The 22,300-nt window shown below is 66.8% G+C and carries 20 protein-coding genes and 2 pseudogenes; 8 read left to right on the forward strand and 14 right to left on the reverse strand.

The genetic code is table 11. The features are described from left to right. Window positions 1-21 precede the first annotated feature (21 nt). The gene (locus ATK36_RS21370) at window positions 22-1,308 is read left to right on the forward strand and encodes an LLM class flavin-dependent oxidoreductase (protein WP_098513140.1); all 1,287 of its coding nucleotides are present in this window, start codon (window positions 22-24) and stop codon (window positions 1,306-1,308) included. Beyond that, window positions 1,305-2,102, forward strand: coding sequence for an alpha/beta fold hydrolase (locus tag ATK36_RS21375; RefSeq protein WP_098513141.1), 798 nt, complete (start codon window positions 1,305-1,307; stop codon window positions 2,100-2,102). The genes ATK36_RS21370 and ATK36_RS21375 overlap by 4 nt, the downstream gene beginning before the upstream one ends. A gap of 93 nt (window positions 2,103-2,195) precedes the next feature. Here the strand turns inward: ATK36_RS21375 and ATK36_RS21380 are convergent, their stop codons facing one another. Next, window positions 2,196-3,149, reverse strand: a complete 954-nt coding sequence (locus tag ATK36_RS21380; RefSeq protein ID WP_141544497.1) for a LysR substrate-binding domain-containing protein — start codon at window positions 3,147-3,149, stop codon at window positions 2,196-2,198. Window positions 3,150-3,262: 113 nt separating this feature from the next. Between ATK36_RS21380 and ATK36_RS21385 the strand changes: the two genes are divergently transcribed. The 6 genes from ATK36_RS21385 to catC are packed head-to-tail and all read left to right on the forward strand — an operon-like array spanning window position 3,263 to window position 8,341. Further along, the gene (locus ATK36_RS21385) at window positions 3,263-3,883 is read left to right on the forward strand and encodes a flavin reductase family protein (RefSeq protein ID WP_098513143.1); all 621 of its coding nucleotides are present in this window, start codon (window positions 3,263-3,265) and stop codon (window positions 3,881-3,883) included. A 45-nt stretch (window positions 3,884-3,928) separates the two neighbouring features. Further along, a complete protein-coding gene (locus ATK36_RS21390; protein ID WP_098513144.1) occupies window positions 3,929-5,230 on the forward strand; it encodes an LLM class flavin-dependent oxidoreductase in 1,302 nt (433 codons plus the stop codon). Next, complete coding sequence (locus ATK36_RS21395; RefSeq protein ID WP_098513145.1) at window positions 5,230-6,045, forward strand: alpha/beta fold hydrolase; 816 nt, start codon at window positions 5,230-5,232, stop codon at window positions 6,043-6,045. Before ATK36_RS21390 ends, ATK36_RS21395 begins: the two co-directional genes overlap by 1 nt. Window positions 6,046-6,065: 20 nt before the next feature. Next, window positions 6,066-6,914: a catechol 1,2-dioxygenase gene (gene catA, locus ATK36_RS21400; RefSeq protein WP_098513146.1), complete on the forward strand. Its 849-nt coding sequence runs from the start codon at window positions 6,066-6,068 to the stop codon at window positions 6,912-6,914. After that, window positions 6,914-8,038 carry a muconate/chloromuconate family cycloisomerase gene (locus ATK36_RS21405; protein WP_098513147.1) on the forward strand — a complete coding sequence of 375 codons (1,125 nt, stop codon included), beginning with the start codon at window positions 6,914-6,916 and terminating at the stop codon, window positions 8,036-8,038. Before catA ends, ATK36_RS21405 begins: the two co-directional genes overlap by 1 nt. A gap of 6 nt (window positions 8,039-8,044) precedes the next feature. Then, on the forward strand, window positions 8,045-8,341 hold the full coding sequence (gene catC, locus ATK36_RS21410; RefSeq protein ID WP_098513148.1) for a muconolactone Delta-isomerase: 297 nt from the start codon (window positions 8,045-8,047) through the stop codon (window positions 8,339-8,341). 586 nt (window positions 8,342-8,927) lie between these two features. Here the strand turns inward: catC and ATK36_RS21420 are convergent. The 13 genes and pseudogenes from ATK36_RS21420 to ATK36_RS21490 all read right to left on the reverse strand — a co-directional run bounded on the left by ATK36_RS21420 (window position 8,928) and on the right by ATK36_RS21490 (window position 22,294). After that, on the reverse strand, window positions 8,928-10,085 hold the full coding sequence (locus tag ATK36_RS21420) for a hypothetical protein (protein WP_141544498.1): 1,158 nt from the start codon (window positions 10,083-10,085) through the stop codon (window positions 8,928-8,930). A gap of 1,163 nt (window positions 10,086-11,248) precedes the next feature. Beyond that, on the reverse strand, window positions 11,249-11,575 hold the full coding sequence (locus ATK36_RS21430) for a helix-turn-helix domain-containing protein (RefSeq protein WP_211291924.1): 327 nt from the start codon (window positions 11,573-11,575) through the stop codon (window positions 11,249-11,251). Continuing rightward, window positions 11,572-12,828, reverse strand: coding sequence for a tyrosine-type recombinase/integrase (locus tag ATK36_RS21435; protein WP_245914969.1), 1,257 nt, complete (start codon window positions 12,826-12,828; stop codon window positions 11,572-11,574). The genes ATK36_RS21430 and ATK36_RS21435 overlap by 4 nt, the downstream gene beginning before the upstream one ends. Before the next feature lie 38 nt (window positions 12,829-12,866). Further along, window positions 12,867-13,244: pseudogene (locus tag ATK36_RS21440) on the reverse strand (hypothetical protein); the annotation flags it as partial. A 14-nt stretch (window positions 13,245-13,258) separates the two neighbouring features. Next, entirely contained in the window at window positions 13,259-13,717 is a 459-nt protein-coding gene (locus ATK36_RS21445) for a helix-turn-helix domain-containing protein (RefSeq protein WP_098513151.1), read from the reverse strand. 488 nt (window positions 13,718-14,205) lie between these two features. Then, window positions 14,206-14,820, reverse strand: coding sequence for a PIN domain-containing protein (locus ATK36_RS21450; RefSeq protein WP_098513152.1), 615 nt, complete (start codon window positions 14,818-14,820; stop codon window positions 14,206-14,208). Further along, window positions 14,817-15,683 carry an ImmA/IrrE family metallo-endopeptidase gene (locus ATK36_RS21455; RefSeq protein WP_098513153.1) on the reverse strand — a complete coding sequence of 289 codons (867 nt, stop codon included), beginning with the start codon at window positions 15,681-15,683 and terminating at the stop codon, window positions 14,817-14,819. Before ATK36_RS21455 ends, ATK36_RS21450 begins: the two co-directional genes overlap by 4 nt. 15 nt (window positions 15,684-15,698) lie before the next feature. Then, window positions 15,699-16,034, reverse strand: coding sequence for a helix-turn-helix domain-containing protein (locus tag ATK36_RS21460; RefSeq protein ID WP_098513154.1), 336 nt, complete (start codon window positions 16,032-16,034; stop codon window positions 15,699-15,701). A 207-nt stretch (window positions 16,035-16,241) separates the two neighbouring features. Beyond that, the gene (locus ATK36_RS21465; RefSeq protein WP_211291925.1) at window positions 16,242-18,635 is read right to left on the reverse strand and encodes a DEAD/DEAH box helicase; all 2,394 of its coding nucleotides are present in this window, start codon (window positions 18,633-18,635) and stop codon (window positions 16,242-16,244) included. A 19-nt stretch (window positions 18,636-18,654) separates the two neighbouring features. Continuing rightward, window positions 18,655-19,707, reverse strand: a complete 1,053-nt coding sequence (locus ATK36_RS21470; RefSeq protein WP_245914971.1) for a hypothetical protein — start codon at window positions 19,705-19,707, stop codon at window positions 18,655-18,657. 110 nt (window positions 19,708-19,817) lie between these two features. After that, entirely contained in the window at window positions 19,818-20,189 is a 372-nt protein-coding gene (locus ATK36_RS21475) for a hypothetical protein (protein WP_211291926.1), read from the reverse strand. Between the two features lie 631 nt (window positions 20,190-20,820). Further along, a pseudogene (locus ATK36_RS34765) lies at window positions 20,821-20,970 on the reverse strand (winged helix-turn-helix transcriptional regulator); the annotation flags it as partial. A 142-nt stretch (window positions 20,971-21,112) separates the two neighbouring features. Next, window positions 21,113-22,294, reverse strand: coding sequence for a hypothetical protein (locus tag ATK36_RS21490; protein WP_098513159.1), 1,182 nt, complete (start codon window positions 22,292-22,294; stop codon window positions 21,113-21,115). Between the last annotated feature and the right edge of the window lie 6 nt (window positions 22,295-22,300).

Below are 22,300 nucleotides of genomic sequence, written 5' to 3' on the forward strand. Positions count from 1 at the left end.
TCAAGGAGGAGGTCACTCATCATGAAGGTCACGTACTTCCAGCAGGTCCCTTACCGGGATCTGCCTGACGACTTCGCAAAGCGCTACGCCGAATCGGTCATCACCACGCCCTACTTCGAGGTCACCAGCCCGGACAAGGTCCACAGTGCGTTCCGCGAGGCGCTCGACGAGATCATGCACGCCGCCCGCGCCGGGTTCGACGCCATCGCCATCACCGAACACGGCCAGAGCTCCTACGACATGGCGCCCAACCCCAACATCCTGGAAGCCGCGGCCGCCTACGCCACCGAAGCGGAGGGGATCGCCACCGGCATCTACCCGCTCGGCCGGTCCCTAGGAAAGAGCCGCGAACCCTTGCGCGCGGCGGAAGAACTGGCAATGCTCGACGCGATCAGCGGCGGGCGGCTCATCGCAGGATTCCCCGTCGGGCTCGCCTACGACGCCAACGTCAACAACGGCGTCCCGCCCGCCGAAACGAGGCTGCGGTTCGACGAAAACATCGAATTGGTCCTCAAAGCCTGGACCGAGCACGAGGTGTTCCCCTGGAACGGACGTTTCCACCAGCACCCCGCGGTCAACATCTGGCCCCGCCCCCTCCAGCAGAATCCGCACCCACCAGTGTTCGTCACCGGCATCGGCAACCCCCGCACCATGGAGTTCTGCCTCAACCGCGGCTTCGGGTTCAACTACTTCGGCTGGTTCGGTGCCAAGGTCACCGGACGGCGCATCTTCGACCGGTTCTGGGACGCCGCGAACCGGCTCGGTAAGGACAACAACCCTTACCAGATGGGGTTCATGCAGACCATCTGTGTCGCCGACACCGACGCCCAGGCCGAAAAGCTGTTCGCCCGCCACGCGGAGTACTTCTTCCAGAAGGCGATCGGGTCGATCCCGATGGAACGCCTCGCCCTGCCCGGCGGCATCGACATCAAGGGGCTGGAGTTCATCTTCCGCGATCCCGGCGACTTCGGTATCTACGCCAAGATGCGCCAGGCCAGCTTCAAGGAGCTCGTCGAAGCCGGCTCGGTCATCTGCGGCAGCCCCGCCACCGTGCGGGCCCAGATCAGTGAGTTCGCCCGCGAATTCCGCATCGGCAACCTGCACGCCATGCTCCAGTTCGGCTCCATGCCGCACGAACTGGCCAAGGACAACATCAGCCTGTTCGGCGAACAGGTCCTGCCCCACATCCAGCAGATCTGGACCGACGAAGGCTGGAACCACCACTGGTGGCCCCAAGTCCTCGGCGGCGTCCCCCATCCCGCCGGCCGGCAGGCCAGCACCGAAAACGAGGCGGTGACCGCGCGATGAGCACCACCCTGACCGACCGCACCGTGTCCACCTGGAACGACCGCGTCACCATCCGGGTCCGCGTCGGCGGCGACGGCCCACCGCTGGTGTACCTGCACCCCTCCGGCGGCCTGGCCTGGGACCCGTTCCTCGACCGCCTCGCCGAGCACTACACGATCTACGCGCCCGAGTTCCCCGGCACCACCCCCGGCGATCCGTACGCCATCCACCAGATCGACGACCTGTGGGACACCGTCCTGATCTACGAGCAGACACTGCGCGGTCTCGGGCTGTCCGCCGTGCCGGTTGTCGGGCAGTCCTTCGGCGGGATGCTCGGCGCCGAACTCGCCGCCGCCTACCCGGACCTGGTGTCGCGGCTGGTGTTGCTCGACCCGATCGGGCTCTGGCGGGACGACGCTCCGGTCGCCAACTGGATCGCCGCCCCGCCGACCGAACTGCCCGGCCTGCTGTTCGCCGATCCCACCGGCGACGCCGCCCAGGCCATGTTCGCCATGCCCGAGGATCCCGACGCTCTCGCCAGCGCGCAGGCGGCCATGGTCTGGAATCTGGGCGCCACCGGCAAACTCTGCTGGCCTATTCCCGACCGCGGCCTCGGCAAGCGACTGCACCGCATCACCGCACCCACCCTCGTCGTCTGGGGCGAACAAGACGCCCTCATCTCTCCCGCGTACGCCGAGGAGTTTCGCAACCGCATCGCCGACAGCCGGGTCGAGATCATTCCCAAGTCCGGCCACATCCCCCAGGTCGAACAGACCGAGACCACCTACACGGCGGTCTCCGCGTTCCTCGGCTGACAGACGTAGTCAGGGCAAGCGACCTGGCCGAGTCCCGCCTCGGCTCGGCCAGGGTCGCTGGTTCCCGTGGTGCCGCCGACCGGCTGCGCCGGATCAGAACTCGATGCCGTAATGCTCGTCGCCGTTGGGTGGCGGCGGAGTCGGTGTCTCGACGGCGGTGCGGCTGCGCACCACGGTACGTGCGGTGTCGATGAAGCGGCGCACGAGCGGGCTGACGTCGGTTTCTTGGTAGGCCAGGGCCAGACCGGTGGTGAGGGCGGGCGTGGCGAGGGGTCGGAAGGTGGCGCCGTTGATGTGGAGGTGGCGCAGGGACGCGGGGACCAGCGCGACGCCCATGTCGGCGGCGACGAGCGCGACCAGTGCGGCGCTGTCGGCCACCGTCTGCCGGATGCGCGGAGTGAACCCGGCGGTTTCGCACGCCGACCGCATGACCGAGTACATCGTGGACGGTGGGTCGCTGGGGTAGGAGATGAACCATTCGTCGCGTAAGTCGGCCAGGTCGAGGCTGCGGTGCACGGTCGCGGGGTGGCGGCTGGCCAGGATGGCGACGACGGGTTCGTGGCGGATCGTTTCGACGGCGAGGCCGGGGACGGTCACCGGCGGGCGGAGCACGCCGACCGACAGCCGTCCGTCGAGCAGTTGCTCGGTCTGGCGCGGGGTGACCATGTCGCTGTGGACTTCGAGGGTGACGTCGGGGTAGCGGTCGGCGTAGGCGCGCACGAGGGTCGGCAGCAGTTCGTAGGTGGCGGAGCCGGTGAACCCGACGCTGAGTGAGCCGAGTTGGCCGGCTGCGGCCTTGCGCGCATCGTCGGCGGCGGTCTCGGCGTCGGTGAGCAGGGCGCGGGCGCGTTGCAGGAACACCTCGCCGGCGTAGGTGAGCGCGACCGAGCGGGTGGTGCGGGTGAACAGCTCGACGCCAAGGTCGCGTTCGAGCTGGCGGATCTGCTGCGACAGCGGCGACTGGGCGATGGTCAGCCGCTCTGCCGCGCGGGTGAAGTTGCGTTCCTCGGCCACGGCCAGGAAGTACCGCAGGTGCCGAAGTTCCACGATCACCTCCCAATTCAGATGTAGTAGGTCTCAACAGAGCTGGATCTAGTCTTTCACAAACTGGCACCCGGCGTGCGACGGTGACAGTTACCACAGCCCGAGGAGGTGCTGAAATGCCCACCGCCACCAGTCCCGTCCACACCCCGCAGACAGACGGACCGACGTCGGCGGTCGACCCGCGGGCACTGCGCCGGTGCTTCGGCCGGTTCACCACCGGTGTCACCGTGATCAGCTACCACGTGGGTGACCAGATCCGGGGCGCGACGGTCAACTCGTTCACCTCGGTGTCGCTGGACCCGCCCTTGGTGCTGGTCTCGCTGGCCCGCTCGACGCAGGCCTGCGGCGCGGTGGCGGATCTGCCGTTCGCGATCAATGTGCTGCGTGCCGACCAGCCCGACGTCGCGATGCAGTTCGCCGGCCGGACCCGGCCGGGCCTGCGGATCGCCTGGGACCTCCCCGCGGGCGAGGATGAGCCGCCGACGCTGGCGGACGCGGTCGCGGTGTTCCGCTGCCGTCCGTGGCGTCGCTACGACGGCGGCGATCACGTGCTGCAGCTCGGTGAGATCACCGGGTTCGAGGATCGCGCGGGCGAGCCGCTGGTGTTCGGCGACGGCCGGTTCGTCTCGACCGGGCTGCCGCTGCTGGACGGCCCGATGGTGTTCAGCCTCGACGGCCCGCCGAGCCCCGGCTGGGTCGGCGCCGCCCAGCGCTTCCACGCGATGCCCGAGCACTGACCGCCCTCTCGCCGCTGCGCATTGACCACAAACACCGGAGGATCAATGAAGATCACCTTGTTCGAGCAGGCCCCGTACCGGTACCTGCCCGATGATTTCGAGCAGCACCACCAGTCGGTGTGCACCACGCCGTACTCGGTGACCAACCGCGACGGCGTCTATTCGTCGATCCGCGACTTCATGGACGAGCTGATGCTCGGCGCCCGCACCGGCTTCGACGGCATCGCCGTCACCGAGCACGGCCAGTCCAGCTACGACATGGTGCCCAACCCGGACCTGGTGGCCAGCGCACTCGCGTACCAGACCGAAGCCGAAGGCCTGGACGTCGCGATCTTCCCGATGGGCCGGTCGCTGGGCAAGGCCCGCGAACCCGTGCGGGTCGCGGAGGAGTACGCCTTCATCGACGTCCTCTCCGGCGGCCGCCTGGTAGCCGGTTTCCCGATCGGCCTGCACTACGACGCGAGCGTCAACAACGGCGTCCCGCCGATCGAGATCCGCCCGCGGTTCGACGAGAACCTCGAACTCCTGCTGCGGGCCTGGAGGGATCAGGAGCCGTTCGTCCACAACGGACGGTTCAGCCAGTACCCGTCGGTGAACATCTGGCCGCGCCCGCTGCAGCCGACGCCACCGGTGTGGATCACCGGTATCGGCAACCCACGCACGATGCAGATGTGCCTGGAACGCAACTTCGGCTTCAACTACCTGTCGTGGTTCGGGGCCAAGCTGACCGGTAAGCGGATCTTCGACCGGTTCTGGGAGATCGCCGACCAGGTCGGCGTCCCCCGCAATCCCTATCGGCTCGGGTTCCTGCAGACCATCGCAGTGTCCGAAACGGACGAACGCGCCGAGCAGGAATACGCCGCGCACCTGGAATACGGGTTCCGCAAGGGCCTCGGCTCCATCCCACCCGAGATGCTCGGCCTGCCCGGCGGCATCGACATCCGCGGCGTGCAGGCACTGGTGAAGGATCCTGGCGACTTCGGTCTGTACTACCAGATGAAGAGCGCGTCCTTCCGCGAGCTGGTCGACGCGGGCGTGGTGATCTGCGGCAGCCCGGCCACCGTGCGCGAGCAGCTGCGCGAATACTGCAGCCAGTACGGCATCGGCACCCTGCACGCCATGCTCGGCTTCGGCTCACTGCCACGGGACCTGGCGATGAAGAACATCCAGCTCTTCGCCGAAGAGGTCGCCCCGCACCTGCGGGACCTGTGGTCCGACAGCGAGCACCGCCACCACTGGTGGCCCGAACGCCTCGGCGGCGACCCGACACCGGTCACTCCCGGCGCGACCGCGACCGAAGGCGCACCCACTCGCACCACGACGCAGAAGACGGCGGTGACGGTCTGATGACGACCATCGAAACGACCAACCCGGTCATCACCGAAGAGACCGTGCCGGTGTGGAACGGCAAGCTCTCGATCAAGGTGAAGATCGCCGGCGCCGGCGCTCCGCTGCTCTACCTGCACCCGGCCGCCGGGCTCGCGTGGGATCCGTTCCTGTCCGAGCTCGCCCAGACCCACACCGTCTACGCCCCCGAATTCCCCGGCACCAGCGCTGGCGATCCCTACGCCATCCACGCCGTGGACCACCTCTCCGACATCGTGCTGATCTACGAAGAGGTCGTGCGCACCCTCGGGCTGCACAAACCGGTGGTGATCGGCCAGTCCTTCGGCGGGATGCTCGCCGCGGAACTCACCGCGGCCTACCCGCAGCTCGCGTCGAAGGTGGTGCTGCTCGACCCGATCGGGCTGTGGCGCGACGACCTCCCGATCGCCAACTGGATCGCGACGCCGCCTGCCGAACTCCCGGCGCTGCTGTTCCGCGACCCGAGCGGGCCGGGTGCGCAGTCGATGCTCGCCATGCCCGACGATCCCGACATCGCCGCCGCCGCGACCGCGGCGATGGTCTGGGCCTTTGGTAGCACCGGCAAGTTCGTGTGGCCCGTGCCCGATCGAGGGCTGCGCTCCCGCCTGCACCGGCTCACCGTGCCGGTCCTGCTGGTCTGGGGCCGCGACGACCGGGTCGCTCCGGTCGGCTATGTCGCCGAGTGGCAGCACGAGCTCGCCGACAGCCAGGCCGTCGTGATCGACGACTGCGGCCACATCCCGCAGGTCGAACGGCTCGACCAGACCGTCACCGCCGTCGAGAAGTTTCTTTCCTGACACCGAAGTTGGAGCACCCTGTGACCGCCACACCCGCACCGACCGCGGCCGGTTCCGGCGCGAACGCCACCGCCGCCTTCCGCGCCGGCACCACCCGTCGCGGACCCGCTGACGTCGACCAGCAGCGCGTGAGCACCGTCGCCCACGCCCTCCTCGACGCCGTGCACGGCGTCATCCGCGACCACGAGATCACCTACCCGGAATTTCAAGCCGCGAAGCAGTGGCTGATCGACGTCGGCGAAGGCGGCGAATGGCCGCTGTTCCTCGACGTGTTCGTCGAGCATGAGGTCGAGCAGGTCGCCGAGCGCACGCAGCACGGGACCAAGGGCACCATCGAAGGCCCGTATTACCTGCCTGGCCAGAAAACCCTGCCGGCGGTGACGGCTCTGCCGCAGCGCGCGGACGAGAAAGGCGACGTTCTCGTGTTCACCGGGCAGGTTCGCGCGCTCGACGGCACCCCGCTCGGCGGCGCCGAGGTCGACATCTGGCACGCCGACGCCGACGGCTACTACTCCGGCTTCGCCCCGCACATCCCCGACGGCAACCTGCGTGGCGTGATCACCACTGACGACCAGGGCCGCTTCGAGATCACCACCGTTCAACCCGCACCGTACCAGATCCCCACCGACGGCCCCACCGGCAAACTCATCACCGCGGCCGGCTGGCATCCGTGGCGCCCCGCGCACCTGCACCTGATGGTGCGCGCACCGGGGTACCGGCAGATCACCACACAGCTGTACTTCCACGGCGGCGAGTGGCTCGACTCCGACGTTGCGAGCGCGACCAAGGACGAACTCGTCCTCACGCCCGAGACGCGGCCCGACGGCCGCCGGCAGGCGACCTACGACTTCGACCTCGAACCCGCCTGATGAACCAGGATCTACACATCGACCGGGTCGAGACAGTGATCGTCGATATCCCGTTGCGCCGCCCGCACCGCTTCGCCCGCGCCACAATGGACGCACAGCCGGTGTTGTACGTGTTCATCCGCACCGCCGGTGGCGTCACCGGCACTGGCGAAGGAGTCGTCCCCGGCGGGCCGTGGTGGGGCGGCGAATCCGTCGAAACCATGCGGCTGATCGTCGAACGCTACCTCGTTCCTGTCCTCATCGGACGGACCGTCGACGACATCCACGGCCTGATGCGGGATATGACCGACGTCGTCGCCGCGAACCTCTTCGCCAAGGCCGCGGTCGAGGTCGCGCTGCACGACGCGTGGGCGCGCAGCCTCGGCGTGCCGGTGCACACCCTGCTCGGCGGCCGCGCCCGCACCTCGATCCCGGTCACCTGGGCGCTGGGCACCGAACCCGCGCCGGTGGTCGTCGAAGAAGCCCTCGCCAAACTCGACACCGGGCTGCACACCACCTTCAAGCTCAAGATGGGCGCGTTGGAACCCGCCGACGACGTCGCCCGGATCACGACCGTCGCCGAAAAACTCCGCGGCATCGCCGGAGTCCGCGTCGACCTCAACGCCCGCTGGGACCGGGTCACCGCACTGCGCCACCTCCCCGCGCTCGTCGGCGCCGGCGTCGAACTCGTCGAGCAACCTGTGCCCGGGCCCGATCTCGACGCGATGACCGAGATCGCCGCCGCACTGCCGATCCCGGTGATGGCCGACGAAAGCCTGCGCACACCCGCCGACGCGACCCGGATCGCACGCCACCGCGCCGCCGGTGTACTGGCGGTGAAGACCACCAAGTGCGCAGGACTGCGCGCCAGCATGGACATCGCCGCCATCGGCGCCGCCGCCGGCATCCCGACCCACGCCGCTACGTCGATCGAGTCCCCGATCGGCACCGCGGCCTCACTGCAGTTCGCCTGCGCCGCACCGGGCGTGACCTGGGGCAGCGAACTGTTCGGCCCCCTGCTCATGGCCGAGGACATGCTCACCGAACCTCTCCGCTACGCCGATGGTCATCTGCACCTGCCCGCCGGACCCGGTCTCGGAGTCGAACTCGACCCCGGCCAGGTCCGCGCCTTCCGAAGGGACTGAACGACCGTGCTCTTCCACGTACGCATGGATGTCGCGATCCCGCACGATCTCGAACCGAACCACCGCGAAGACCTCGTTGCCACCGAGCGGAAACGCGCACTCGAACTCCAGCACACCGGAGTCTGGCGGCACCTCTGGCGCGTCGTCGGCTGCTACAGCAACATCAGCATCTTCGACGTCGACACCAACGACGGACTGCACGCCATCCTCGAATCACTGCCGCTCTACCCCTACATGACCATCGAGGTCACGCCGCTCGCCCAGCACCCTTCCGACGTCTCCGTGGCAGTCGGACCGCGGTAGCAGACAACCCCCGGCCTCCGCGTCGTCTCAAAGCAGCCACCGGTCGCGTTCATGCCACCTATCCGTAGCTGCAAGGAATGTCTGGACGGTGCCGCTGATCCATTCGCCGCGGTCCCAGGTGGGCTAGCGGGCTCCTCCCGAGTTCGAGTCGGGCGTCGATCAGGCAGTAAGCGTCGCACTGGAACGCATGTCGTCCAAGGTGAGCGCTTCATCCGTGGCCCGCACGCGGCTCTCGGAACGCACAAGAGCAACCAGTTGCCGCGCCCGCATAGCCCCTATCCCGAGTTTCCGGCGCAGGGTATCGGCGGATATCGGCCGCTGATGGACGGACCTGTGAGCCGCGTCTTCCTGCCTCGCTCGTTCAAGCAGATCGCCATCAACCAACCTCGACGTTGGCCGCTTGCACTGCTCACCCACGCCGTGGGGCTTCGCGTTTCCGGTCGGCTCCGCCGCTTGCCCGATACCGTACGGTTCGTCGGAACCCGCTGCCTGCACCGGCTTCACCTCGCCAGGCGTTACTTCAGCCGGTTGACTTGCGGTAGCGAGTTCCCTCAACAGATCCGGGCCGACTACTGGTGGAGGGCACCTATTCGAAGTGTGCGCTATTCGTCGTCAGGTCAGTGGCGTTGCCGGTGGTCGCGCGGGCTTCCAGGTAGGCCGACCAGTCACGTTGAAGGGTCTTGGTCCAGGTGACGGCCGTGCCGATGTGCAGTCCGAGGAGCTCGGCGAGGACTGGTGCTGGGAGGTCGGCGGCGAACTCGGTGAGCGCGGCGTTGCGGGCGGGCCGGGCCTGAATTCCGTGGAGGGCCAGTCGTTTCCGGAACGGTTCCGTGCTGATCGGATGGCTTGCCGGGCGGCCGGGGAACAGCAGACATTGGGCTGGCGGGTTAGCCGAAGGGCGGGCGGCCAGTCGTTGATCGCGTAGCTCCATCACCAGCGCGGCGAGCGGCTCGGGCAGCGAGACCGGACTGCGGTCCAAAATCAGCGTGACCGCATGATCGTTGTCGGCAATGCAGTCGGTGGTGAGGCGAACGATTCGGCTGAGGTGCTGCCCGAACAGGAGAACCAGACTGCCGCCGACGCGAACGTCCAGCGGGATGGTGCTGTCGTGCCAGAGCCGGTTGAGCAGGCTCCAGCGTTCGTCGGCTTCGATGGCCCGATAGCCGTTGGCACTCTTTGGGCGGACGGGGACCTCCACCTTCGACACCAACCGGCGTTCGGTTGCCCAGCAAAGGAAGTGGCGGGCTTCGTAACGCAAACTGCTGCCGGTGGTCACCCACCGATCGATGGCGTTCTGGTCAACAATGCCGAGGGTGAGTTCTTGGTCATCGAGCCAAGCCAGAAATGCGATGGCGACGTTGATCCGCATGCGAGCCCATCCGGCGGTGGCCTCGCTGACAAGCTTGTGGTCCGCTCGCTGCCGAGCCCGGCGCAGGACCGTCCAGGTCGCGTAAGGCCGCACGATCCGAGCGTGCGCCTCGGGAAGGTCGGCGAGTCGCTGCTCGACCCAGCCTGCGAGCAGCTCAAGGTTGTCGTCGCGTGCCGGGAGAACTCCCGCATCGACGAGTCGGCGGCGCAGGAAGTTCCTCCGAGGCCCCGCGGGCAGCTCGTCAAGGATCTCGTGACTGAGCGGACCGGGCCGCCTGGCAAGACCGGCGATGGCGTCGGCCGCGTGGTGACGGCCGACGAACAACCAATTCCAAACCGCTCTGGGCCGTTCCGCATCGGCGAGAGCGTCGATCAAGGGGCGTAAGTGTTGCGCGGCAACACCATTGCCGTCAACGAGGGCCGCGGCGAGCCGCTGGCGCAGAGCGCATCTCACGCAGTAGCCGCCGTGCGCGAACGGATGACTGGATTGTTGACAGCCGGGGCAGGTGTAAACACGGGCGTCTCCGACACATGGTCCGCAGACCAGTTCGCCGTCACGGCGGCCGAGCAGTGGATATCGCTCGCCGCATGTTGGGCAAGGTCTGGGGTTGTCGAGGATGCTGACGTAGCAGGTTCGGCAGATCCATCCTCGTGGCCAGTGCGCTTCAGCGGCCCGGTCCCGCCCGCAGGAATCGCAGCGTCGGATGGGTTGCGAGATCAGGCGACGGTGACCGGCCGACACCATCTGGCCGGTCGCATCGGCGGCTGGTGCGGTGTCGTGGTCGCAGGGACCGATGCTGGAGCAGGTCAGACAGAGTGAGACCGGAGTGCGGTAGCAGCGCGAGCACAAAGCCAGACCATCGGATCCTTCTGTGACTTTGGCTGGCCGGTGTCGGCCGCAGACGCTGCATTCTCGTTCGGGCCTGCGGTAGCACCGCCGGCAGATGACCTTGTCACCGGCCAACGTCGCGGCGACACCGAGCTGGCCGCAGCTGCTGCAGGTGCGCCGCAGCCGTGGAACGCATCCCTCGCATAGTCCAGTCCCATCGTCGAGTCGGCGAGACACCGTCCGCCGCCGTCCGCAGTGCGCGCAGGGATGCTGCTTCGCAGGGTCTTTGCGGTAGCACGGAAGACACAGGGGTCCGTCGGCTGCGCGCATGGCCATTCGGGAGGTTCGGCCGCACCGGCAGCACACTTCGATCATCTCGCGGCGGTGGCAGGTGTTGCATACCCGTCCACCATCCACAATGGTCGGCAGAGGTCTGGGCAGTCCGCAGCGCAGGCAGCACGGTCGGCGGATTCCGCCGATACCGGCGCCGACGAGCAGCGTCGTCAGGCGCACCAGCGGTGGAGGCGCATCCGAGGAACCCGAGGTGAGCGCGTCCGGGTGGTCGGTGAGGTGCGCGGCAAGCCGACGCAGCGACGCGGTGCTCCCAGCCGCCTGCCGCACGAGATCGGCGGCGTGATCGCGCTGCAGCGCAGGGCATTGGGCGGTCACATGATCAATCACCAGCTGCCGCTCCGGGCCCCAGCTGGGTTTCATGGGTTCTCCGGTCGGCGCACCACCGTCCGCTTCGGTGCACTCGCCGTGCTTTTCCCCGTTGTGGAGCCGGTTTTGCGGACCTCGACGGGCTCGGCGGTGACCTCGATGAGATCGCCGACACCGCAGTCGAGGATGTCGCATAACGCGGCCAGGATGTCGAGGGAGAGGCGCTGTGGCCGCTGGGTCACCAGCCGGTAGACCTGCTCGCGGGACAAGTGGATGCCCCGTTCGGCCAGCAACGGGACCAGATCGCTGGTCTGGAACAAGCCACGGGCGGCCATCAACTGCCGCAGGTGCCACCGATACGACATCGTCTTCGTCACCGCGGTGTCCCTTCCTTGATCTGCCGCTGCAAGGACTGCTCCAGCAACCTGTTCCGGAACTCGTCACCGACGGAGGAGTAGATTGCCGTGGTCGAGGCGTAAGAGTGACCGACCTGTTGCTGGACAAACAGTTCCGGGTAGCCGAACTCCAGCAGATGGGTAACGTAGGAATGGCGCAGACAATGCAAGTCCAGCTCCGCCGGCAACCCGGCCAGAGACCGGATCTCCGCGAACGCCTCATCGAGCGTGCGGACCGCGATCCGCCCGCGCCGTTCGGTCATCCACATCGCGCCGTGGCCACCAGGCTCGAACTGGGCTCGCACCTCACCGACCCAGTGCTGGAGAACCTCGACGATCCAGTCCATCTCCGGGACCGTCAACACCGTGCGCCGCCGGGGCGGTGCGCCCTTGACAGCCTTGCCGTAACGGACTTGCACGGCACCGAAGCGGCCGTAGTCTCCGGCGCGCGGGTTGCGCCGCCAGTCGGCCACATCCAACATCGACGCCTCACGACGACGCAACCCGAACGCGTAGACCGTCTTCACCAGTGCAGCATCCCGCAACGCGGGCAACGATCCCTTCCTGCCCCGCCCACGAATCTGCGCCACCCGGTCATCCGCGGCATCGAACAACGTCTGCAGCTCGTCGTAGGTCAACGCCCGCCGAGCTGGTTGCCCCTCGAACTCCGCCGAGTGCGTCACGGTGTTCCACTCGTGGCAGATCTGCGAAGGAACCATCCCGAACCGTGTCTGACACTCCGCGGGCCAGCCGTAGCGGGGATCGGTGACGAACTCGACGAACAACCGCAGCGTCGTCTGATACCCACGCACCGTGGAAAACGCGACCGGTTTCGAACCCGATCTCAACTCGGAGATGAACGCTTCCACCTCGGACGGCACCCATTGCCACGGGTACTGACCGGTGAACTCGGCGAATCGGCGGACGAGCCGAACACACTCGCCGATCGTCGTCTCCCGCAACATCCGGCTGTGCTGCTGACGCGTCCAGCCCTCCAGCATCGCCTCGAACACAGCCGGTTCCGGATCCAGATAGCGCACACCGACCGGCAACACAGCCTGAACGCTTCCGGTCAGATCGGCGCCCTGAGCCATCACCACCTCCGTTGCAAACGATGCAACATCGTGGCTCCTGGTGACGCTTGCGGCAACACAGCTGCAGGTCAACGACGCAACAACAACCCCATCGAGCGAACCACTGCCGCGTCGACCAGGCAGGTCGAGCGCAGCGCCCACCGTGTCGAATGATGCATCCGATGCAATTCCGCCGCCTTCTCAGCCCATCCGATCAGCAGCAACGGGCCCACCGCGTCGAACGCGGCCTTGCCAAGGTGACCCGCTACCAGCGGGTCAGCCACGTTCATCGCCAGAGTCGCCATGCTCGCGAAGAGCAGTAGGCGGCGGGCCGGCCGCAACTGCGTCGACGGCACCCCCGCGAGGGCCAGGTGCCGACTGCCGAGGAGGAGCCCGAGGATCGAGAGGTCGACCGCGGGTGCGACGAGCGGAGCGACCCAGACGGGCACGCCGAGCCGCAGTGCGAGGTTGAGGACGTTGCCGAAGCCGAAGAGAAAGGTGAGGCCGACTATGACGCCCATGATCACGGTGACGGCCTGCGCGACACCTGCCCCGGCCGAAGCTGATCGAGTCGACATAGCTGCGCGCGGTGTCATCGCGCATCACCTGCTTCGGCTCGTGGGCGCCCGTGGGTGTCCAGGGTGGAGATGCCGCGTTCGCGCAGTTTGGTGAGCACGGTGGTGTGGTTGACGCCAAGGTGGTCGCCGACTCGCGCGAGAGACCAGCCGAGTTTGTAGAGGTGGACGGCGTCGTCGACCTGGTCCGGAGAGAGACCGCGGCGGCGCATTTGCACGCCGTGCCGGTGGAGGATGTTGCTGACCGTTCGCCGTTCGATGCCGAACTGGTCCCCGAGTTCGTACACCGTCGCGCCGGACCGGTAGTCGGCGATCAGCTGCTCGACCTGCTCGGAGCCGAGTTGCCGGGCCCGGCCGGGGCGGTCGCGCCTGATCGACGGCGGCTCCGGCGTATCGATGCTGGGAAGCTTCTCGCGGAGCTCTTCCAGTGCTCTGACCTGGTCTTTTGTGTTCGAGTAAGGTCCCCTAACCTCCACATATGAAGTTGCAGATGAACCCCCTGAGTGCTTGGAAATCCCAGGTCAGGCGCTCGCAGGGGGTTCATGTGTGTCGGGGGTCTGGTCGCGGCACGTTGGGTCGCTTACTAGAACTTTGGTAGGGCCGCCTGGGTCGTGATCCAGGTCGCCATCCAGGCTTCTTGCGAACTCAACGAGGACCTTGGCGATCTTGTGCGTGTCTGGTGGATCGTGCCGCACACCGTGAATCCGGATCTTCGACACGTGGGTTCGGGGCTTGTGTTGCCGCTTCTTTGGTTTGGCCATGAGAAGTCACCACCCTGTCGCGACGGTTCGTTGGTCACGCGGACGGGGACGAGGATCTTGCTGTTCGCCAGCAAGGCTGCTGACGCTGATCTGGATCTCTCGCTGAGGATAATCCGGCAGCATCCGGATGTCTTCTCCAGCGAAGAGGACGCTGCGGGTGGACTGCTTCCGGTTCAGCGGACAAGGGCGAGGGTCGCCCAGGTCTAGGGCCAGCAAGCAGCTGACAGTAGGTTGGTGTTCTGGATCGGCGGTAGGCCGTCATCGAGACCGCGCAGCCGGTCGTAGATGCTACGCATCGTGGCCTTGTCTGGAATGTGCTGCCCGCCTGCTGCGCGCTCCAGAATGGTCAGTGTGCTCACTAGCATGATCGACCCCACAGCGCGACCGCTGGTCCGGAGCCGTCTGAGCCGGTTGATTTCCGAGGTGGCGATCCGTGCTCCTGACCCGTCGTCGATGAGCACGGTTACTGTCTCGCCGGATTCGGCGGCGACGACCGCGTGCGCGATGACCATTGTCTCGCCCAGATCTTTCGGGTGTTTCAGCCGTTCTTCCATGGGTAGCTGGGTGATCCGGTGGACGACCGCTGCAAGTTCGGGTGTCTGGTCATCGGAGAGTATCTGCACCCATTTGGGCGTCAGCTTTTGCCAGACCGCTGCAGCGGAGCGGAAACGCCCATCCTGCCGGGCCTTGCGGAGCACTTCGTCTTGCACGGTCTCCGGGGTGCTGAGCGGTCCCAGGATCTCGATGAGGAGGCGCTCTTTGTTGATCGAGAGGAAATTCAGGCCGGGGCCGGCGTCGATGATCGGCCGGTGACTCATCCTGAGTTTCTCTCTGTCGCCGTAACCTGGCCGTTGTCATCTGGCGCGTTGAGATCCTCTTCTAGAGCCGCCAGATCTACGTGCACGTCGGGTAGTTCGGCGGGAGCGGCCCACGCGATCTCCTGCTCGGTGGGCACGACGCCTGCCTCACGCAGGTCCGCCTCGGCGGCCTCCAGTGTGATGCCGCGCAAGGTGGCGATGGCTTGCGCAGGCACCACCGCCTCCGCGTAGCCCCTGATCGCGCGGGCGAGCAACTGTTGCGGTGCCCTCCGCTGATCGGAGTCGGCCCGCAATGCGCGGTACTGATCGCTCCACCCGAACCGGGACGCCAATTGTGGCGCTGTCAGAGCCATCCACTCCTGTTTGGTGTCGTCATCGATGTAATTGGCTTGGTGCAGCGCGATGGCGGCAATCTGGGGTGATACCAGGTATCGCTGGACGACCGCAGAGAGGGTGGCTTGGGTCACGAACTCTCGATCTCCAAGGAACTCACGCAAGCCCTCGACCGGTACGAGCAGGTGCCGCGCGAAGGCGTCGGCTCGAATCTCCGCGGGGCTGCGTTCGCTCAAGTTGCCCGTGCCGTTGTGCGCCCAGTCCTCGAACAGCACGTGGCCAAGTTCGTGGGCAAGCGTGCTGCGTTGTCGCATCGGGTTCGGGGTGCGCGCGACGCCGATGAACACGGCGTCGCGCGCAGGGTCTCGCATCGTCAGGCCGTGTTCATCCGGGCCGACATCGAGTACGGCCACGTCGATCTTGGTTGCCTGCTCGATGACTGCCACAAGGTCACCCAACGGCTGCACGCCCAGGTGGTGCTCTTGGCGGAACCGCGCGGCGGCGGTACGCCCTTCAGTCTCAGCGCTCAAGATTGTCTATCCACATCAGACCGTGGCGGGGATGGCCTGGTCGTCCAAGTAGTTGTCCAGTTCCAGGAAGTGCAACAGCGCTTCACGCATGCGGTCCATGTCGGAGTCGTTGGTGGCGCGGGCGGCGCACTGCACTCGGTCGGCCACCGTCCCAGCTTCGGTGAGTTGGGCGACCGTATGTCCAGTTGCCCACGCGATCGCGACCACCTCAGGCATCTTCGCCGCTCTGTCCCCGGAGATGATCCGCGACAAGGTGGGCTGCGAGATGCCAGCAGCGTCCGCAAGGGCGCGCTGACTGAGGCCCGAAGCAATGCGGGCACGCTCAATGAGCACACCGGCACCCGTTGTCATCGCAGTCACCCTTCATGGACTGAATCATGATCGGTCGATGTGATTCAGTGTAGCTGAGTGCGGCACGTGACGCTAGGAGCCATGACTGGACTACTGCGCGAGCGGGACGCCCAGTCGATCGTGTGTATCCCCGTGGACGGTGTGGGTTGTCGACTGGTCACATTGACAAGCAACCCGGTGCGTCTGCTCGTCGACAGCCACTCCTGCTCAACGTGTTGCTGGTCGGCGGGGGTCGGGGAAGCCGAGGCTGACGTACCCTGGTGCGCGTTTGGCCAGGGAAGAGGCCAGGACGCCGGTGTTGATGTCGTGGTAGTCGTGAACTTCGGCGGTGGCCTTGCCGGCGTGTGCGCGGAGGATCCGACCCGCGTATTGGACGAGGCGTCCCTTGAACGCGATCGGTGCGGCGAGGAACAGGGTGTCCAGTGCGGGGCAGTCGAATCCTTCACCGACGAATGGCCCGGTCGCGACGACCAGCAGTGGTACTCCGTCCGCAGGTTGGAGGCGGGCCAGAGCATCGCGGCGGGCGGTCGCTCTCATGCCGCCGCGCAGCACGATCGGGTCGAGCGAGCGTCGCCGGAGCTCGTCGGCGAACCGTTCGACATGGGTGGTCCATTGGGTGAGCAGCAGGCAGTGTCGACCTCGTTTCAGCGCTGCAGTCACGTCGTCGGCGATCTGGGTGAGGCGGGTGTCGTCGGCCACAAGATCGCGGTAGATGGCCGCCATCCCGCCGGGCTTCGTCGGGTCGGCGTCACCGGTGTAGCGGTAGGCGGTGTCGTGCACATGGAGCACCGGCTTCGGACGCTGCGCAGTCGTGTCCAATTCGAGTTGGGGTGCGCTGTCCTCGCCGGGGCGGCTTGATGGGGCGATGGTATGCCGGATCGGGCCCAGCTGGAGGGCTATCAGGTCGTCGAGCTTGTCGCGTCGGTACGGGGTGGCGGTGAGTCCGAGCCAGCGGCGAGCCGGGATCTGCTTGACGGCGTGCTCGAACGCCGCGGCCGGGATGTGGTGGCACTCATCGACGACGACCAGCCCGTAGCCGCTGGCGAGCTCCTCGATGTCGGTCTTGCGGGCCAGCGTTTGCAGCATGACGACATCAACCACGCCATGGGTTTTGCGGCGACCACCGCCGAGTTGGCCGGCTTTGACGCCCAGCAGTTCACTGATCCGGGTGCGCCATTGGTCGGCTAGGGTCTTGCGGTCGACCAGCACGAGCGTGGAGATCGCGTGGGTGGCGATGACCGCGCAGGCCATCACGGTCTTGCCCGCACCCGGTGGCGCGACCAGCACACCAAGATCATGGTCGCGCAGATCGTCTACGGCGTCTTGCTGCTGCCGGGTCAGCGTAGCGGCGAAGGTGAACTCCTGCGTCTCGCCGGCCTGCCGCCCGTCGATCGCCTCAAGGCGGCTGCCCGCCTGCTCGACCAGTGAGGCCACCGTGTCGTGCAGCCCCCGAGGCAGGATGAGCCCGCCGTCGAGAGTCTCGTCGTAGCTGCTCAGGAACCGCGGTGTGTCCCACGTGGACATTCGGAGTCGCTGGCGCTCGTAGAACACCGGATTCGTCATCGACGCCGCGTGCTTCAGCGTCGCGTGCAACGCCGGGGTCAGCTCCTCTGATTCCAGGCGGATTCCCGAGCTGAGCCGGGCGTGCACGATGGGGGGTGCGGCGGTACGGATCCGGGTCGAGACCGCAGCGCCGATCTTGTCGATGCTGGCGCCGACTGTGACTCCACCGGCGCGACGCGCGACCCGATTGACCTCGGCAGGGCTCATGCGGCCGAGAGAGGACAGGTACGCCCACTGGTCATCGTGTGGTTCCATCGTCGCCAGATCGAGGAACGCCGTCGCGCCGTCCTGGCGGGCCTTGCCCTGCAAAGGTGCAGCGATCAGATTCCCCACGTCGCCCGAGGGCAGCACGTCCTGTGACGGGAAGAGCCGGTCGTAGCTGGCCAGGTCCATACGGCCACGCACTGCCATCGCTTCCCGCAAGAGGGCGGTGCCAAGTCGGCGAGCCGTCTCCGCGGGCACGGGTGCGGTGAAGAATACCCATGCATGTGCGCCGACGCCCGAGCGCGAGACCTCAAGCGCGGCTGGCACCGACCACGCCCTGGCGGCCTTCAGGTAGGCTAGGGCGTCCAGCATCGCCATCGGGGCGTCGAAGTCGGCCGCCAGCCACCAGCACAGGTCGCCGTCTAACAGCGGATACAGCCCGACATGCACATCGCCGACCAGGTGCGTCCGCAGCACGTCCTTGCTCAGTGGCAGGTAGTCGCGGTCCTCGTGCCGGGCGCCTTTGCGCCACCCGCCGCGCACCGCCGGCAGCCAACCAGCTTTGCCAGTACGTGCGTTCTCCCATCGCGTGGCGTAGATGTCGATGCGGGCGGCGAAGAAATCGACCTTCACCTCCGGGGCCGATCGCCGGTCGACCAGGCCGGGGTGCGCTTCGAAGAAGCCGGTCTGAATCGGGCCGGGCGGAGCCGCCTGTTTCGGAGTCAGCTCCAGCAGCCGCAACAACCGCGCGTTCTCCGTACGCAACTGCGTTGTCAACTCACGGAGCTCCGTGAGTTCCTCCGCAAGCTCCGCTGGCTGGAGATCGTCTTTCACAGAGCCCACCGTAGATGGGTCAGATGCGTGCCTGGTTGAGGCGCTCGATGAGGCTGGGTTTGCGTGCATGCGTTTGCCGCAACGCGATGGTGCGCAAGGTGAACGTGTCATAGTGGCCGTCGCGTTCGGCCAGCGCCTGCAGATCGCTGAGCAGGGTGACGGCGGCGTCGTACTCGGCGGGCTTCCTGGTGGCGATCATCGCCTCGACGCGCGACCACGCGGCGTCTTCTTCGTCGGCCAGTTTGTCGAGTCTTCGTTCACGAGCCTGCAGGCGGGCCTGTTCCCGGCGTACCTCGTCTTCGGCGCGCTCGGCGGCCAGCCGACGCTCGCGGTCGGCTCGTCGCCGAGCCGCGTCGTCGAGCAGATCGGCCACGGTCCGACGGACAGGGGACGGGATGCTCGGAGCGGTATCGCCGCGGAAACGACGCAGCAACTCCATCTGCACCCGCGCCGCCTCACCCTGCATTACCCGCGCCAGGAGCCGGTCCTTCTCGGTGACCGGCAAGCGAGCTGCCCAAACGGTGAGGTCATCAGGGCTATCGGCTGTCTCGCCCAGCGGTGGAGAAGCCTGAGCCGCGATCGCGATCAGATCGTCGTCGAGGCGCAGGAAGTCGGCCAGCGCCCGCTGCGCGGCAGTGAGAGTGCCCAGCCCAGGCGGAACAGATGGTTCGAGATCGTCGTCAGCATCACGATCGAAAACGTCTTCATCGCGCTCCCAGGCACCATAGGCCGCCAGCCAGGCGAGATAGAGCGGCCGGAGATCACCGGCGGCGAGTTCGGCGCGAACTCCGACGATCGCCGACAGCAGATTCTCGGGGTCGTAGTCGAAGTCGAACTCACCGGCGTGGTCCTCGCTGCTGATGTCGAGCACGATGAACTCGTCCATGACCCAGGCGCTCACCTCGTCACCGATGCAGTAGTCCTCGACGACATCGGGATCGAGTAGATCGCACGGCAGACGAAGCATCACCCGGTGGGTACCCCAGTTGGCGACGTACAGGTGCGCGTCGTAGTAGCGCTCCATCAGACGGCGCGGGTCGCCCTTGAAGTCGCCCCAGTGGTACTCGTTCACGAAGCTGGTCGAAGAGATCCGCGCCCGGGCGGACAGCGACCGGACCGCAGCTTGTTCACCGTCGTCCAGTGGCCGGTCGATCGCCAGGAACTCGTAGTACTGGTATTCGCTCACGGCTCATCCAGTCCGTCAGCGCCGGTGAACGGCTTCGCCCGGAAACTCGAGTCGTCGCCCAAGTGGAAGAACAGATGGCCCTCGATCGTGTCGTCGTCGACCAGGACTGCCCAGCCGCGTCCGCTGACCTGATCGCCCTCGTCGGAACCTTCCCAGGTGAACTCCACGCCGGGCCGGCCGTCCCGCTCGACCGGGCGGCAGTCCAGCCAGCCGTTGACGGCGATGAAACCGAACTGGCCGGTCCCGTTCCGGGCGAACTCGACGTAACCCGGCTCGACCAGGTCGATCGCGTCGCGGTCCCAACCACTCATCGCCACGATCCGCCATCGACCGGACATCCGGGCGCTGAACTTCGGAGCCCTTGCCATGGGTATCAGCGTAGTGAACTCGGTGAGATCGATTCGACGTACCACCGTCTGACGGTGCACCGGAGAATCCCCAGTACATCAAGACCGAGGTCGTCCGTGTGCGTCGCGAGTGCGGACGCCACGTCTCCGAAGGCAGTTCAGGACGGTGGTCGGATCGACGCCCAAGTGTTCGCCGACTCGTGCGAGTGACCAGCCGAGGGCGTAAAGGTGGATGGCAGTGTCGACCTGATCGATGGAGAGGCTGCGGCGACGCATCGGCACGCCGTGCCGACGGAGGACGGCGCTCACCGTCCGCCGTTCGATGCCGAACTGGGCACCCAGCTCGTACACCGTCGCTCCAGCCTGGTAACCGGCGATGAGTTCCTGAACATGGTCGGTGTCGAGTCGGCGTGCCCGCCGTGGCTTGGAGCGGTCGACGGGCAGTGGAGTCGGTTTGGTGGGCAGTTGCTCTCGATCGCGTGGGAGTGTGCGAAGGACTCCCGGAGACCGTGGCCAACGGCATGGCCTTGATCTTCTCCGGCCACCAATGGTGGAGTCGGCCGCCAGTTCGATGAGGTTCCCTTCGCGAGTGCTCGCGGCGGCGTTCTCCTGCTGTGGAGCTGGATTCGAGGAAAGCGCGATGCTCGTGACACCAGTCGAAAAGTCGTGTGACGACTTCCAGCAGCGATTCTCCCGAGGCGGTCAGCGTGTACTCGGCCCTGTGCGGTACCACGGCGAATGCCTCCCGGGTGAGGAAGCCGTCTCGCTCCAGGCCGCAGAAACCTTCAGAACGCCACAGCACCCGTATACGATCTCTCTGCTCGCTTCCTTGCCCGGCGGGTGGAGGCGCTTGTCTCAGTGCCGGCTCCGGTTACCCGGGGCTCCGCGTCCGGGCCACCGCGTTGTGCAGTTCCGCTGCACTCGCCGACGATGGGTCGGACGCTTCAGAGTCCTGCCAGCCTGAAGCGCTCCATGAGCGCGGGTTTGCGTGCGTGCGTTTGCCGTAACGCGTTGGCGCGTAAGGTGAATGTCTCATGCCGACCCTCGCGTTCGGCAAGCGACCGCAGATCGGTGAGCAGGGCGACGGCGGCGTCGTACTCGGGCGGTTTCTTGGTGTTGATCATCGCCTCGACGCGCGACCATGCGGTGTCTTCCGCACCGGCCAGGCTGTCGAGTCGTCGTTTATGGGCCTGCTGGCGCGCCAGCTCCTGGCGTGCTTCCTCTTGGGCGCGCTCGGCGGCCAGCCGGCGTTCGTGGTCGGCTCGTCGCCGCGCTGTGTCGTCGAGCAGTTCGGCGACGGTGCGGCGGACTGTGACGGGGACGCTCGGCACGGTGTCGCCGTGGCGTTGTCGGTCTCGGAAGTCACGCCGCAACTCCATGTGCACCCGCGCCGCCTCACCCCGTGCTACTCGCGTCAGGAACCAGTCCTTTTCGGCGACCGGCAGGCAAGCCACCCAAGCAGCGAGGTCAGCGGGATCGCCGGCCGTCTCGTTCAGCGGCGGAGAAGCTGCGGCTGCGCTCGCGATGATGTGGTCGTCGAGACGCAGGAAGTCGGCCAATGCCTGCTGAGCCGCGGTGAGTGTGTCCAGGCCGGGCGGCACCGGCGGTTCGAGATCGTCGTCAGCGTCTCGATCGAAGGCGTCCTCATCGCGTTCCCACCTGCCGTAGGCGACCAGCCAGGCGAGGTAGAGCGGGCGGAGATCACCGGCGGCGAGTTCGGCGCGAACTCCGACGATCGCCGACAGCAATGTCGACGCCTCGTAATCGAACTCGAATTCGCCGGCTTCGTCGTCGCTGGCGAATTCGAGCACGATGTCGTCGCCGGTAGTCCAGGCTCTCACCTCGTAATCGATGCAGTAGTCCTCGACGACATCGGGATCGAGCAGATCGCACGGCAGACGGAACATCACCCGGTGGGTGCCCCAATTGGCGACGTAAAGGTGCGCGTCGTAGTAGCGCTCCATCAACTGGTTCGGATCGCCCTTGAAATCGCCCCAGTGGTACTCGTTCACGAAGCTGGTGGCGGTGATCTGTGCCCGCGTGGACAGCGACCGGACCTCGGCCTGCTGGTCCTGGTCCAGCGGCCGATCGATCGCCACGAACTCGTAGTACTGGTACTCGCTCACGGCCCG

It is taken from the genome of Amycolatopsis sulphurea (genome assembly GCF_002564045.1).
GTDB lineage: Bacteria > Actinomycetota > Actinomycetes > Mycobacteriales > Pseudonocardiaceae > Amycolatopsis > Amycolatopsis sulphurea.

Excerpts from the sequence above, each read along its gene's own strand:
- ATK36_RS21370 (WP_098513140.1), top strand. The coding sequence starts at position 22 with ATGAAGGTCACGTACTTCCAGCAGGTCCCTTACCGGGATCTGCCTGAC.
- ATK36_RS21375 (WP_098513141.1), top strand. The coding sequence starts at position 1,305 with ATGAGCACCACCCTGACCGACCGCACCGTGTCCACCTGGAACGACCGC.
- ATK36_RS21385 (WP_098513143.1), top strand. The coding sequence starts at position 3,263 with ATGCCCACCGCCACCAGTCCCGTCCACACCCCGCAGACAGACGGACCG.
- ATK36_RS21390 (WP_098513144.1), top strand. The coding sequence starts at position 3,929 with ATGAAGATCACCTTGTTCGAGCAGGCCCCGTACCGGTACCTGCCCGAT.
- ATK36_RS21395 (WP_098513145.1), top strand. The coding sequence starts at position 5,230 with ATGACGACCATCGAAACGACCAACCCGGTCATCACCGAAGAGACCGTG.
- ATK36_RS21405 (WP_098513147.1), top strand. The coding sequence starts at position 6,914 with ATGAACCAGGATCTACACATCGACCGGGTCGAGACAGTGATCGTCGAT.
- ATK36_RS21450 (WP_098513152.1), bottom strand. The coding sequence starts at position 14,820 with ATGAGTCACCGGCCGATCATCGACGCCGGCCCCGGCCTGAATTTCCTC.
- ATK36_RS21460 (WP_098513154.1), bottom strand. The coding sequence starts at position 16,034 with ATGACAACGGGTGCCGGTGTGCTCATTGAGCGTGCCCGCATTGCTTCG.
- ATK36_RS21475 (WP_211291926.1), bottom strand. The coding sequence starts at position 20,189 with ATGGCAAGGGCTCCGAAGTTCAGCGCCCGGATGTCCGGTCGATGGCGG.